At 67.7% G+C, this 13381-nt stretch carries 10 protein-coding genes and 1 pseudogene; 4 read left to right on the forward strand and 7 right to left on the reverse strand.

Going from position 1 to position 13381, the window contains the following annotated elements; all coding sequences use genetic code 11:
* Positions 1–30: 30 nt before the first annotated feature.
* The 3 genes from OG627_RS00430 (at position 31) to OG627_RS00440 (ending at position 4175) form a co-directional block, all read left to right on the forward strand.
* Positions 31–1533 (forward strand): multicopper oxidase family protein, encoded by a 1503-nt coding sequence (locus tag OG627_RS00430; protein WP_329060235.1) that lies wholly within the window; start codon positions 31–33, stop codon positions 1531–1533.
* Between the two features lie 48 nt (positions 1534–1581).
* Positions 1582–2292: an SRPBCC family protein gene (locus tag OG627_RS00435; protein ID WP_329060237.1), complete on the forward strand. Its 711-nt coding sequence runs from the start codon at positions 1582–1584 to the stop codon at positions 2290–2292.
* Between the two features lie 335 nt (positions 2293–2627).
* On the forward strand, positions 2628–4175 hold the full coding sequence (locus OG627_RS00440; protein WP_329060239.1) for a hypothetical protein: 1548 nt from the start codon (positions 2628–2630) through the stop codon (positions 4173–4175).
* A 287-nt stretch (positions 4176–4462) separates the two neighbouring features.
* Here the strand turns inward: OG627_RS00440 and OG627_RS00445 are convergent, their stop codons facing one another.
* From OG627_RS00445 to OG627_RS00455, 3 genes are all read right to left on the reverse strand, one after another.
* Entirely contained in the window at positions 4463–4672 is a 210-nt protein-coding gene (locus OG627_RS00445) for a hypothetical protein (RefSeq protein ID WP_329060242.1), read from the reverse strand.
* A 239-nt stretch (positions 4673–4911) separates the two neighbouring features.
* The gene (locus OG627_RS00450; protein WP_329060245.1) at positions 4912–5412 is read right to left on the reverse strand and encodes a pyridoxamine 5'-phosphate oxidase family protein; all 501 of its coding nucleotides are present in this window, start codon (positions 5410–5412) and stop codon (positions 4912–4914) included.
* A gap of 769 nt (positions 5413–6181) precedes the next feature.
* Positions 6182–6985: an alpha/beta fold hydrolase gene (locus OG627_RS00455; protein ID WP_329060246.1), complete on the reverse strand. Its 804-nt coding sequence runs from the start codon at positions 6983–6985 to the stop codon at positions 6182–6184.
* Positions 6986–7461: 476 nt separating this feature from the next.
* Between OG627_RS00455 and OG627_RS00460 the strand changes: the two are divergent.
* Positions 7462–8159: pseudogene (locus tag OG627_RS00460) on the forward strand (2-phosphosulfolactate phosphatase).
* A gap of 220 nt (positions 8160–8379) precedes the next feature.
* Here OG627_RS00460 and OG627_RS00465 read toward each other — a convergent pair.
* The 4 genes from OG627_RS00465 to OG627_RS00480 all read right to left on the reverse strand — a co-directional run bounded on the left by OG627_RS00465 (position 8380) and on the right by OG627_RS00480 (position 13331).
* Entirely contained in the window at positions 8380–9063 is a 684-nt protein-coding gene (locus OG627_RS00465) for a TetR/AcrR family transcriptional regulator (RefSeq protein ID WP_329060248.1), read from the reverse strand.
* 459 nt (positions 9064–9522) lie between these two features.
* Positions 9523–9972: a hypothetical protein gene (locus OG627_RS00470; RefSeq protein WP_329060250.1), complete on the reverse strand. Its 450-nt coding sequence runs from the start codon at positions 9970–9972 to the stop codon at positions 9523–9525.
* Between the two features lie 1035 nt (positions 9973–11007).
* Positions 11008–12141 (reverse strand): glycosyltransferase, encoded by a 1134-nt coding sequence (locus OG627_RS00475; RefSeq protein ID WP_329060252.1) that lies wholly within the window; start codon positions 12139–12141, stop codon positions 11008–11010.
* Between the two features lie 275 nt (positions 12142–12416).
* A complete protein-coding gene (locus OG627_RS00480) occupies positions 12417–13331 on the reverse strand; it encodes an NmrA family NAD(P)-binding protein (RefSeq protein ID WP_329060254.1) in 915 nt (304 codons plus the stop codon).
* Between the last annotated feature and the right edge of the window lie 50 nt (positions 13332–13381).

Consider the following 13381-nt stretch of genomic DNA (forward strand, 5'->3'; position numbering starts at 1 on the left):
AGGGGCCCTCCGGCGCGGGACGGTGTCCCCATGAAACGACGCGCAGCGCTGAAGGCCCTCGGATTCGGTATAGGGGGCGCGGTTGTCCTCACCAGCGGCGGTTACGGTGTTTACTATGCCGCCGCGGCACAGGACACGGTCGGCAAGATCGCCTTCGACAAGGCCCTGTCGATCCCGCCGCTGGCAGAGTCGAAGATCAGCACTTCGGGTGTCCGCGTCTTCACGCTCGGCATCCAGTCGGGCAGGACCCGGTTCAAGTCCGGCTCGACCACCCGCACTTGGGGTGTGAACGGTACGTACCTCGGTCCGACGATCCGCGCGCGGCGCGGCGAGCAGGTCGAGTTCGCCGTGCGCAACGGCCTGGATCAGGACACCTCGCTCCACTGGCACGGGATGCACCTGCCCGCGGCCATGGACGGCGGACCGCACCAGATCGTCCCGGCCGGAGAGACCTGGCGACCGCGGTGGACGATCGACCAGCCCGCCGCGACGCTCTGGTACCACCCGCACATACACGGCTCGACGGCCGACCACATGTACCGGGGCCTCGGCGGACTGTTCCTCATCGACGACGAGGACACCGAGACGTCGAAGCTGCCGTCCGAATACGGTGTCGACGACATCCCGATGATCGTTCAGGACCGTGCGTTCGACGGGGACAACCAATTCGAGGAACGGGTGCCGCTGGGCGGCTCGCTGGGCGTGATCGGTGACGAGGTACTCGTCAACGGCACGATCGGCCCGTACGTCGATGTCACGACCGGACTCGTGCGGCTGCGGCTGCTCAACGGATCCAACGCGCGCCTGTACAACTTCGGGTTCTCCGACGACCGGACGTTCTCGCTCGTCGCCACCGACGGCGGTCTGCTCGCCAGACCGTGGAACACCGAGCGCCTGTACCTCTCGCCGGGGGAACGCGCCGAGATCGTGGTCGCCTTCAAGCCGGGAGAGCGGGTCGAACTTCGCTCCTACCCGTCCGAGTACGGCGGCTTCCTGGGACGGATCGAAGGCTTCGACGACCGCCTCGACATCTGCCGGTTCCGGGCCGCGGCCGCCCTGTCCGACGGCGCCGAAATCCCTTCCTCGCTGGGCGACGCACCGGACCTCGCCGGCGAAAAGGTCGCGCGGGAACGCTCCTTCGTGCTCTCGTCGGACCAGATCAACGGCCGGTCGATGGCGATGGACCGCATCGACTTCGGTGTCCGTGAGGGCACCGTCGAGGTGTGGGACGTGGTCAACGACAACGGCTTCCTGCACAACTTCCACGTCCACGATGTGCAGTTCCAGGTGCTGACGGTCGACGGCGGAAAACCGGAACCACACCTGCGCGGCTGGAAGGACACCGTCCTGCTGGCACAGGGAAAGCACTACCGGCTGGCGATGCGCTTCCGCGGTCACACCGACCCGAACAGGCCGTACATGTACCACTGCCACCTGTTGCAGCACGAAGACAACGGAATGATGGGCCAGTTCGTCGTCCTGGGCGAGGGCGAGAAGGTCGGCGCCGTGCCGCAGACACACCACCACTCCTGAAATCTCCACCACAACATGTCTCCACCACAACAAGAAACAAGGAGCTCCATGCACGTCTCCGCTTCCCCGCGTCGTCCCGCCAGGAAGGCCGCCGCCACGATCGCCGCGGCCGTGGGCCTGACCATCGCTCTCAGTGGCTGCGCCTCCGGCGACGACTCCGAGCCCAGCGCCAAGGACAGCAACACCCCCACCGCGTCGGCCGCCGCGTCCGCCACCGGGGCGGCCGGACAGTCCCAGGACAATCAGTGCGGCGGGAAGAGCACGGACCCCGAGGCGTCCCTCACCCGCTCGTCCGACATCGACATCGACGCGCCCATCGAACGGGTCTGGGATGTGCACACCGACGTCGTGAAGTGGAAGAAGTGGCAGGACGCGGTCCTGACCATCGAGCGCCTCGACTCCGGCGCCTTCTCCTCCACGTCCCAGTTCCGGTGGACCACTCCCGTGCCCAAGTCGGACTTCGCTCCGGCGGACACCCTGACGATCACGTCGAGCGTCAAGCACGTGGAGTCCGGCACGTGCGTGATCTGGGAGGGGCCCGCGAAGGGCAAGGCGATCACCATCGACAAGGGAACGCACCTCTGGATCTTCACCAAGACCGACAACGGCACCCACGTACACACCCAGGAGTCCTGGGACGCCCCGCTGCTGGACTCGCTGCAAGGGGCTGACCGTGACGCCGTCGCCGACATGCTCGGCGGAGGGCTGGACGTCTGGCTCCAGGCGCTCAAGGCCGAGGTCGAGGCCCCGACGAGCTGACGGCCGCACACGCGCCGCTTCGTACGGTGGAGCCTCGGCCCTGCCCCGGACCGGGGCAGTGAGCGTGAGCTGGTGTCGTACAGCGTCCGAGCCACTCCCCTCAATCCGCCGGGGCCACCCTTGCGAGTGAACCTTCGAAACAAAGACCGAGGGCGTTCGGGAAGGCCGCGAATCCGGCGACGGTAACTCCCGGCGCATTGAGGGAGTTCACCAGTTTGAGGGAGTTCACCAGCCATAGGGCCGTATCCCTGCATACGGTAGAGCCGCCGCCACGCCACTGTCCGTCGCAGTGAACGCGGCGGCGGGCGGTGGGAACACCAGAGGAGGAAGACAGGATGGCGCAGACCACGTCCGGCGAGCTGGATGAACGAGTACTGGGGCGCAGGTGGACGGTGCGCCTGGACGCTGCAGACCGTGGGAGCGCGGCGGTACGTATCTCGTGCAGCCGTCCCTCCTGCATTGCGCAGCGTCTGCCGTCCGCGGCGGCCGGCCGTGCGGCGGCGGCCGCTCACCTCCAGGCCCATCTGCGGGCCGCTTCCGGGCCCCGGGCCGAGGCGTACTGCGCCTGCAAGGCCGAGGACTGCCACGCCCATGCCCGTCCCGACCGCCGTGGTGAGCGCCCCGAACCCTGGCGGTGCGGCGGTGCGGTCGTTCTGGCCGTGCTCAGCGACCGGGCAGGACGCTGGTGGCGGGCCATGGAATGCTGCTCGCGCTGCGCGAGCGCCACACCCGGCGCGAAGATCGTCTCCACCGCCGCGCCAGCTCCCGCCCCTGTCTTGTCGTCGGGAACCCGGGCGGCTGACGGCCGGCCGTCGACCATGCCCGCGAGCGCGCAGTTCTCCCACAGCCCCTCGCCCGCGGCCGACGCGCAGAGGGTTCCGGCTACCCGCCCCGCCCCTGCGCGAAGCCGCCACCGGCAAAAGAAGATCGCCCAACGGGTCATCCCCTACAACCTGCGGCCCGTCGAGCTGCGCGACGAACTCATCGAGCTCGGTGACCTCTTCCGCGCCTACCAGCAGCGGCCCGAGCCCGATCTGGCACTGCTCGCCGACCTCCACGCGCGTAAGGCACGCGCCTTTGCCACCTGGGCCGATGCCACCGGCGACACACGCCTGCGACTGGACGGCCAGCGCGCCGAGCAGGCCGCCACCGCCGCCCGCCTCCAGCACCAGCAGCGCACAGGCGAGGGCACGGACGCCGACGGTCCGGTCGTGCCCCGCCTGCTGACCGGCCCCGCGCACTGGGAGCACGCCCGGTCCGTCCTCGACCACGCCACCGCCAACAGCCCGCTGCCCGGCCCGGAGGCGCGCCTGCTGGTAGTGATGCTGACCCTGCGCACCGCACACACCGGTGTCGGTAACCTCGTCGGACAGGACCTCACCGGGCTGGGCCTGACCGATCCGGAACATCTGACCGAGCAGTTGGCCGAGTGTGGGTGGCTGAGCATCCCCGGCACCGTCGGCGACCTTCTCGCCTCCCGGCCGGAAAACCCCACCCCCATCGCCGTCCCCTCCCTCACACCCCGCCCAGACACACCCAGCCCCTTCACGTTCGGCAAGAAACTGCGGCCGAAGCTCAGCGGATGGGCCCAGAGAGTGGTCACGGACAAGAAGCTCCGCAAACTCAAAGCCTCGGCGAACACCCGGCTGCTCGCCCTGACACTCGCCACCCGGACCAGCGCCGACGGACAACTCGGCCCCTCCGGCGAGGGCATCACTTTGGAACCCCTCACATCCTGGTGTGCCGTTGACCCCGTTGAACTGCGGGATCTCGCGAACCAACTGACCACGGCAGACTGGCTCACCGACGCCGCCGTGACCGATACCCACCTCACCGGCCGGCTGACCGAACGAGTCCTTCCCCTCACCTGCCCTCTTCCCTAACGGGATCCGGGCATCGACGAAACCGGGGCCGCCGCCCTGACGGCAGCGCTGTGCGCGGGCCGGCGCGAGTGATCGGGATCGGCGCATCGTCCGGGACGACGTCGGGCTCGGAGAACGCGCGACGGCTCAACTCCCGCATCGCGGCGGTCCACCGTTCCACCGCTTCCGCAGTGCCCGGGGCCTCCCACCGGCGTGGCGGTGCGAGCTGCCGCCGCGCCTGAGGACACCAGCCAGGGCCAGGAACGAGAACGGGGGGAACGGGAACAGGAAGGAGGAGCAACCTTCCATCAGGATCCGTTCCATATACCCAGACGCTTGAGTCGACGCTGCCGAAGCCGCTCGAAGAAGGCCGTGAGACCGAAGAAGACTCCCATCATCAGCCCGAGGAGCACGGAGAAGAGCAGATTGTCGGGTTCATCCTCAGACGCCACCAGCCAGAAGAAGAGCGTGAAGGGGGCGGCCAGACAGAGACCGGCGCCGACCGGGTGTCGGGCCACCCACTTCTGGATCCGAGTCGGACGCCGCTGTCCACCCAGGGCTCGATTCAGAGCCCAGAACGCATTACCCAGAGACCGCAACCAGTTCGACACGGGAGAAGAATATGACGAGACAGTGGGCTCCCCCTCACCACAGCCGCCCACGTCAACGACCAGGCGGACGCGCGCGTCCATCACGACAAGCAGTACACCTTCGGTTGGCAGTTCTACCGCTGACTTGCGACTACGACGGGGCGCCTCTAGTGACCTGAGAGTGGGGCTTCGGCGAGGGACGGCCGATATTCCAGCCACATCCCGCCGCGCATGATGACTCTCCCGCGTAGTTCTGGCTCGCCGCGCCAAGCGCGGACAGTCCTCGGAACTACGCATACATACAGAAACGAACCCTCTTCTACACGTGGATCCCACCCGAACTTGTCGGCGAACGCTTCCGCTGCGCCTCCGGGCACCTCCTGGTCCGGGAAGCACTTCGCCTCACCCTGGAGGAGCACCACGTCGAAGGTGTCCGGCAGTGACAGGCACACGCGCGGCTCTTTACGGACGTTTCGCGCAGTCACGGAAGTGGCGCTGGTGCACATCCACACCGCTCGCCCATCCCACAGGAACCACAACGGCACCTGGTGCGGCCCGTGATCAGGGTGAGCCGTCGACACCCATACATCCCGCTCAGTAACGAGCCGATCCAGAGCGTCTCGCATACGCTCCGCCGTCTGGCGACGAACGATTCCTGTGGTCTCCATGAGGACCGACCCTAGCCAGGCAGGCGCGAAGCGCGCCTGAGGCGCAGGACCTACTCCCAGCGACCGAGGAACCCCTCGGCTTTTGGCTCGGGGCGACCAACTCCGGTGCTCAGGGTGGCCGGCGGAAGTGCCCTGTCACACTTGTCTCCGGTAATGGCCGGCTCCTGGCCGCGCCCGGAGACCGCGTCGCCAGGCGGACCATCTCAGCAGTGGGCCGGGCCGTGAACGGGCCGGACAACAACACTGATGAACAGGCGCTGGATCTCGTTGCAGGTAGCGGGATCGGGACGCCAGGCGTGGAGCGGTGTGCGTGTTCGTCGGCGCGGACGTACGCGAGGAAAGTATGGCCGGCATGGCGAGAGTTACCCAGCGGGCACAGGAAGGGTGGCGGCGGACCTGGGGCTCATCCAATCCGGCCAGCCCCTATTCACTTCGGAGAGCTTCCTCCACCCGCCATCTGGAACCCGCGACCTTGATCAAGGTGTCCTGGGACGCCGACGTGGTGGAGTGACAACGGTAGTGGAGGGCGCGGGACGACGGATCATCCGCTGCGGCGCTGAGACGACGATGACGGGTGGAAAATCGGCGCCCATACAGCCCGTCCCGTTGCCCCTGGCACGACCAGCTGCCGCTGGCGATCGGTTCACCCCGTCAAGCGCGGCTGAGCAATTCAGTTGGCGGATTGGCGCACCAGTTGGTGGAGCTGACTTCGATCCAGCAGACGGCTGCCAGCCGAACGCGGCCACACCAGCGGGGGCCCGGCGCGTCCCTACGCAGGCAGGCCGGCGAGAAATTGAGAGATCAGGTCGTACACGATTTCGGGTTGCTCCAGGTGCAGGTCATGTCGGGTCCCGGGAATGCTGACGGACATGGCCGGGACGCGGCGGCGCATCAGTTCGTCGACCCGGGCAGGTGAGATGAAACTCGACTGAGCCAGCATGAGCAGAGTGGGGCAGGTGACGCCCTCCCACTCGTGTGCATAGGAGTGCTTGGCAGTGTCCGCCACGGACTGGACCATCACGTCCCGGTCGAAGCGGGGCCACCATTGGCCACCGCGCTCCTCCAGACCATTCGCCCAGCCCGTGCCGATCGCCCCGCCGCCGAAGAACCGGACTGCGGCATCGCGCGAGGGAAAGGGAACCGGCCACGAGTCGAACCACCGGCGGATATGCCCGGGCCATTCGGGGTCGGGGCCGCCCACGTCGGCTTCGATGACCACCAGCGCGCGGACCAACTCAGGATGTCTCGCGGCGATCAGGATGGCCGTGTGTCCGCCCATCGACTGTCCGACCAGGACAACGCGCTCCAGGCCCAACTGGTTCGCCACAACGGCGACGTCTTCAACGAAGGCATCTTTGGAGACGTCAGAAGGAAAGCGGCCGCTGACACCGTGACCGCGTTGGTCGACTGCGACCACCCGATACACCGAACTCAGCGGTCCGGCCAGTGCATCCCACTCACCCGCGTGGCCAGCCAGCCCGTGCAGCAGCACCAGCCCCCGCCCGTCTCCGCCCCAGTCCCGGCAGACAAGCCGCACACTTTCCCGTTCAACCACACGCTCGGACCAAGTCACCGCGGAACCCTAGCGCGCAGAGATCCCTCCACGAAACCCTCCGCAAGGCGCCGCCACCGACGCGACGGTGCTGCGGCGCCGACAGCCGCGGCTGCCCGAGGCCATCGCCCACCACCCGTACTCGCCGCCGGACCCACCCGGCCATCAGGCTGTCCGGGTCGAGCCGCACCGCACGGTCCGCGCACACGTCGGACCGAGGAAGCGGCGTGAGAGATCACCCCAGCGAGCGGCAGCTCCAGATTCTGCGTGCGCGACGCGCAGGCGAGGCCGCCGAGTCAGTCGGCCGCCTTGCTTCGATCGTGAGACCCACATGCAGCGCTTGGAAACGACGAAATGCGGACCGTTACGCTTGGGTCACGCGGGTGCCGACAGCCTGTCCACCGGCACCCCGGTCAGGTCTGCTTCGCTGAGCGTCACCCCGACGGGAGCCGGATCAATTGTGCCCTCGGGATGATCCAGGGGCGTCAGAATGTGCGATGGACCATCACTTCGTTGGCATCCCAGAGTTGACAGGCGTTCCCCGTGTTGCTGTCGTCATCGATGTCATGCGCGCCTTCACCGTGGCTGCCTGGGCCTTCTCGCGTGGCGTCGAGAAATCGTCCTGGCCTCAACGGAGAGTGAGGCACTTGCCTTGAAGGAGAGCCGCCCGGGTTGGCTGGCTTTGAAGGACGGAGCTCCAGCAGCGGGCTTCGACGCGGTGAACTCACCTGGCTTGCTCAGGTCATGCGATTTCGCCGGCCGCACACTGGTGCAGAAGACGACGGCGGGGACCGTGGGCGCGCTGGCCGTCGCGAACGCACCCCTGGTCCTGTGCGCGAGCTTCGTGGTGGCCGGCCCGACCGCGCGGTTCCTGCAGACCGAGGATTCCGGCCCGGTGACGTTCGTTGTCGCCGGTGAGGGAGGCCAGGCCGACGAGGACCTGGCCTGCGCTCAATACATCGGTCAGTCCATGGCCGGAGGCGATGTCGAGGCGGCCCCGTATCTCCACCGTGCGAGGACTTCTCGCGCCGCGGCCGAACTTGCCGGTGGGCTGCGGAGCGGATACCACCCAGACGATGTCGATCTCTGCTTGGAAATCGACAGGTTCCCCTTCGCGATGACGGCTCGCCAGGAAGAATCTCTCCCTGTGATCCGTCCCGTTGCGGTGCCTGACATCCCGTCCAGTCTCCGCTGACCTGCTGGAACTCTGGACTTTCAGGCGGCAGCACGCGCGAAGTTGCCCCCGCCCACTCCCCCGGTCCGGCGACAGGACACACACGTTCTTTTAGTTGTTTCGGAGTCCTGCCGGACCAAGACGCAGGCCCTCCGCGTGGATCCTCGGATCCGTAGCCACGTCGGCGACCGGACGCGTGCTGACGCTGACCTCGGAACGCGCGTCCGCGGAGCTTCAGCGGTCACAGCCCGATGGTGTGTGCGAGGCCGGCGGTGTGGGCCCGCAGGAAGTCCTGGTGGTCGCTGATGGTGTCCGGGCCGTGCTGGCCGAAGACGTCGAACAGAACGGCGCCGATGACGGCCGACCACAGCCCGTAGACGCGTGCAACGTTCTCGACGGGCATATCGAGGTGGTAGCTGTGCCGCAGGCGTTCCATATCGGCGCGGAGGGTCGGGCTGAGCGTGGCGTCGATCTTCTTGAGGTGTCCGGTGCGCCAGGCGTCTTCGGCGATGGTGACGAGGGCGGCGGCCAATCGGGTTCCGGATTCGATGGTCTGCTGGCCGGGGGCGGTGTAGCCGGGGACAGGGGTGCCGTACAGCAGAGCGAAGCGGGAGGGCTCGCGGGCGGCCCACGCGCGGAAGGCGAGGACTGCGGCTTCGAGTTGTTCGCGGTGAGGTCGGTGCGAGGCGGCGGCGAGGGCCGCATCGACTTCGTCGCCGAGTTCGTCGTAGGCGTCGACGATGAGGAGCGTGATGAGGGCTTCGCGGTCGCGGACGTAGCGGTAGAGCGCGGACGGTACGACGCCGATGTCGCGGGCGACGGCGCGCAGTGACAGGTCGGCGGGGAGCACCGTCTTCAGATGCTCGCGTCCGACGTTCACGATCTGGGCCATCATGTGCTCGCGCGCTGCTTGCCGCGATGTCATTTCGTACGCACCTCGTAGCCAGGGCGCTTCGGCCGGGTCGTGGCGTGCCGGCCGGTCGGCACGGCACCTGTGTCGCGAAGAAGGGTAGCCGGTGTGTTGTGGCTCCTTCCGGATCATTGTCGCCTACCACCGTCGCGGATCTCGCGGCGGTGGTAGGCGGCGCTGCAGGCGAGTGCCGCCAGGACGATGGCGACGGCGAATGCGAGGCGCGTGTCCTTGGTGGGGCTTGGTCCGCGATCCGGCAACGCGCCCCACGCGGGGTGAAGTGGACGACGATGCCCACCGGGATCACCGCGAGGACTGCCAGGCCGATCACGATCGTTACGGGTGCGAGGAGCGCGGAGATGATGACGAATCGTCGCAGCACTCCGGGGTTGCCTTGCGGACTGCGCTCTTCGAGGGGGAGGGCTGGGCGCTCATGATCTCCCCCGGGGACGGAAGGTGTCGGGTGGCGGCGGCTCACGCTGCGGTCGGCAGGGCGGCCTCGCGCTTGAGGACGCGCCATGACCGCCATCCCCGGCAGGCGACGTAGGCGGAGATGGTGGACAGTGCGACCCAGGGGTCGGTGATCGCGGACTGCGCGCCCTCGGTGGTGTGGGTGATGGTCAGCGCCAGCGCCGACGCCGCGATCTTGTGGAACATGATCAGTTCCCACACGACTGGCGCCTGACGCGGCCGGAACGCGAGCAGGGCCCACAAGGCGCTGAACACGAAGTAGCCGAAGGTCCGCCAGCCCTCGACCATGAGGCGGTCGTCGCTCGCGTCCGCCATCAGGAAGAGCCCGTTGATGAACACGCCGAAGGTGAGTACGGCGTTGAAGCCCATCAGGCTACGGCCGATGCGATCCCAGAGGCGAGAGGGAGCGCGGTGGGTCCAGGAAGAGGAAGAAGTTGAGGTTGCTGTGGTCATGGCAGGCCATCCCTTTCAGAAAGCGAGAACACCGTTCTCTCGCGTGGACCACTCTGCACTGCCGCCCGGACCCACGTCAAGAACACTGTTCTCGTTTCCTCGTTCGCGACCACAGACATCAACTGCGGCTCCACTCAGCTACGGTGAGAAAGCCCCGCGCGTCATCGAGGTCGACGACGTCTCCGCTCCAGGCCGAGCGCCTGACGCCGTCGGGGATCTTGGACAGCGCCAGATTCCGGATTGCAGCGGTGACGCGTGATGTGCCGGTCCAGGGAGGCTGGAGGCTGCTCGCGGAGCTCGTCTTGGCCCGCCGGTGACTGGGGCAAGATGCCGGCCGACCCTTGAGGACGATCATTCAGCCTGCGAGGTGGGTCGCGATACGCCAGGACCGGGGGCTGTGCTGCCAGTCGAGGCGGTCATGGCGAGCGGGTGAGAGCGGTTGGCTCCGGGGCTGCCGGACAGGTGACGGCGGCAGGTGGTGCCGATGCGTTCGAGGTGACCGCGATGACGGTCAGGATGCGCTGGACGTGCTGGACGCGGGGCGGCGCCCGCAGTGCCCGTTGACGGACTCGCGACGCCCTCAAACGGGCGGCCCGTAGCGGAGGCGGCGCGAGAGCCATTCCTCGCTCCGCGACTCTGACTGGACGTCATACAAACCGCAGCAGGACACGACCAGGTCGAGCTTGGGCCTCGACACCAGGCGGTGACCGCCACGCCACCCGCCCGCGCTGCCCGTACGCGCTGCGCCTCTGCGGTTGTCCGCAGAGGGTTCCGGGTGGGGTGATCTTCGGGCGGGTGATCTCGACACAAAGACAGGACCCCTTGGCAGCTCGCAGGCGCGAACCAAATCGAGCAGTACCAGGGAGCCCTGTTGTCGCGGTTGTACGCGGAGTCAGCGGCGGTCCCTCACCCAGGCGCCCCCCAGTTGGGCGGCAGGCCATCGCTCGCCCTTACAAGCGCCCGCCCTCATTGAAGTACCCCAGAAAGACACCACTGACCACGGGTGACGACACCGGCGACGACTACGACTACCCGCTACGGATTCGTGATCTCCGCGATCACCGTGGCCGGCAAGGGAAGCTTGGCGATCTCTACTGCGATTGCCTGGGCTCGTTCGCGGTACGCGCCCTGCTCGAGCACTGCCGCCACGGCCGAAGAGATGCCGGCTGCCGAGTCGACCGTGATCGACGCCCCTGATGCGGCTGCGCGTGCGGCGTTGATGGGCTGGTCGGCGCCTTGGGGCCAGAGCACCATCGGGAGGCCGTGCGCGAGGGTGCCGACAACTGTGCCGACACCTCCGGCACCGACCACCAGGTCGACCTTTTCGAGCAACTGGTCCAGCGGAACGAAAGGCACGTACTGCACACTCGTCGAGTCGACTTGGGCCGCCTGGCTCGCGGTCGGGTGCCTCAGGGACGAGCCAAGCGTGGCGATCACATTGACGCCGGCGTCCGCGACCGCCGTTACGGCCGCGGAAAGTGTGTCCGGGTCGGAGAAGATCGTGCCCAAGGTGACGAGCACCGTCGGCTTGTCGTGCTCGCCGGAGTCGGGCAGGTCGAGCGCGACGTCCTTCAGTCGACGGTGGGCCTGAGGACGAACCGCTCGCACCTGGGCGACGGGAGACCAGTCCGGATCCTGCAGTTGCGGAGGGCACGGGTCGATATAGCTTGAGGCCGCGACTGGGCGAAGGTGCAGCCGGTCGTACCGGGCCAAGGCCACGCGCTCGATCTCACCGGTGATCACCGCAGGCAGCGCCGGGCCGATGCCCGCCCTGTGCCATGCGACGCCGAGCCGAGCGGCGACGAGCGGACCGACCGCGTCGAACGGCTCGGCGACAACCAGGTCCGGAGCCCATGCGATGGCCTGTTCGATGCTCTCCTCGACAGCGAGGTCGACACGGGCGCCGCCGAAGATCTCACCGATGGTCGCGGGTGTCGGATGGAACACATCGGCACCGGTGCGGCGGGCCGCCTCCTCGGAGAACACGTCCGGCATCACGCCCGCGCCGAGGAACTCCACCTCCGGAGGCACCTCCTCGACGACCGCGGACCGGAATCCGTCACTCGACAGCAGCCCTACGACGTGACCGGCATCGACCGCCCCCTGCATGAGCGGGACCAAGGGCAGTATGTGACCAAAGGCAGGAGTTGCGCTGAACATCACTTTCATAGACATCCTTAACTTTTCATAGCTAATTTTAGCGATCTCACCTTACGCAGGTTAGACCGTATCACTGAAGTACGCGCCGAGCTGACGGCAGCCGCCCCGGTGGGGCTCGTCGGCCCGTCCTGCTCGGTCAAGGTCCAGGTCGTCGTTGTGGCAACCCTGAAATCCACTGCGGGCAACGACACCCCCGGTCACGACAGACAGGGCCGTGCCGGGTCGTTTTCGACGTGCAACTGATGCGTCCGTCGCGGTGAGCCCCGCCAGGATCTTCAATCCGTTCAGGCTGCGCGGTACCGGGGAACGAATTCATCCTCGATGAACCGCTCGATGGAGGTGGGGGTGGATGTGCGGGCGGTACGCGGCTGCTCCATTTTCGTGTGCCGGGAGTTGAGAGCTTCGCCGACCTCGGCCATCATGTCCGCGACGCTGACGGACACGCCTTTCCTCCGGAGTTCCGCGTGGAAGTCGGCGACGCTGGTCTGCTCATAGGCGAAGTCCTCCGCACGCACGGCGTTCGCGATCACGCCCACGGCTTCCCGCATGCTCACGTCGCGTTCCCCCTGCAGCTCCAGGACCTCCGTACCGTGCCAGGCCCCGGTGGCGAGTTCCTCCGCCGCACGAGCTCCGATGTCTCCGGTGGTGACGAAGGGCAGCGGAAGGTCGGGATCGAAGGGGGCGGTGATGCGGTGGTGGGCCTTGGCCGTGTCGATGTGGTCCAGCAGGTTCTCCATGAAGTAGCCGGCCCGCAACAACAGTGTGTCGATGTCGGGGACGGCCGAGAGGCGTTGCTCGAAGCGGTGGAGCCCCATGACCGGTCCGGTGCCTTTGGGGTGCCGGGCTCCCCAGCTGCTGAGCCCGACGACACGCGTCACGCCGGACTCAGCGACTGCCTTGGTCAGGGAGGCCGCCACCTGGTCCTGGAAGGCGCCGAAGTCGGGGTGGTCGGGAAGGTAATTGGGCTGGATCACCGCGTAGACGCCCTCCGCGCCCCGGAAGGCATCCGTCAGCGCGGCCGGGTCGGTCGGGTCGGCTTCCCACACCTCGGCGCCCCGCGCGGCAAGGTCGGTGAGCCGCTGGGCCGAACGGCCGACGGCTCGGACGCGGTGTCCGGCTGCGAGCAGGTGCACAGTGGCGGCTCGTCCGGTGCGGCCGCCGGCGCCGGTGATGACGAACATCGGTGTCTCTCTTTTCATTGGCGTTCTGTACGGGTGCCGGGAAGCCAACCGCGATCACACGGCGCCCT

The organism is Streptomyces sp. NBC_01429 (assembly GCF_036231945.1).
In the GTDB taxonomy this organism is placed as follows: domain Bacteria; phylum Actinomycetota; class Actinomycetes; order Streptomycetales; family Streptomycetaceae; genus Streptomyces.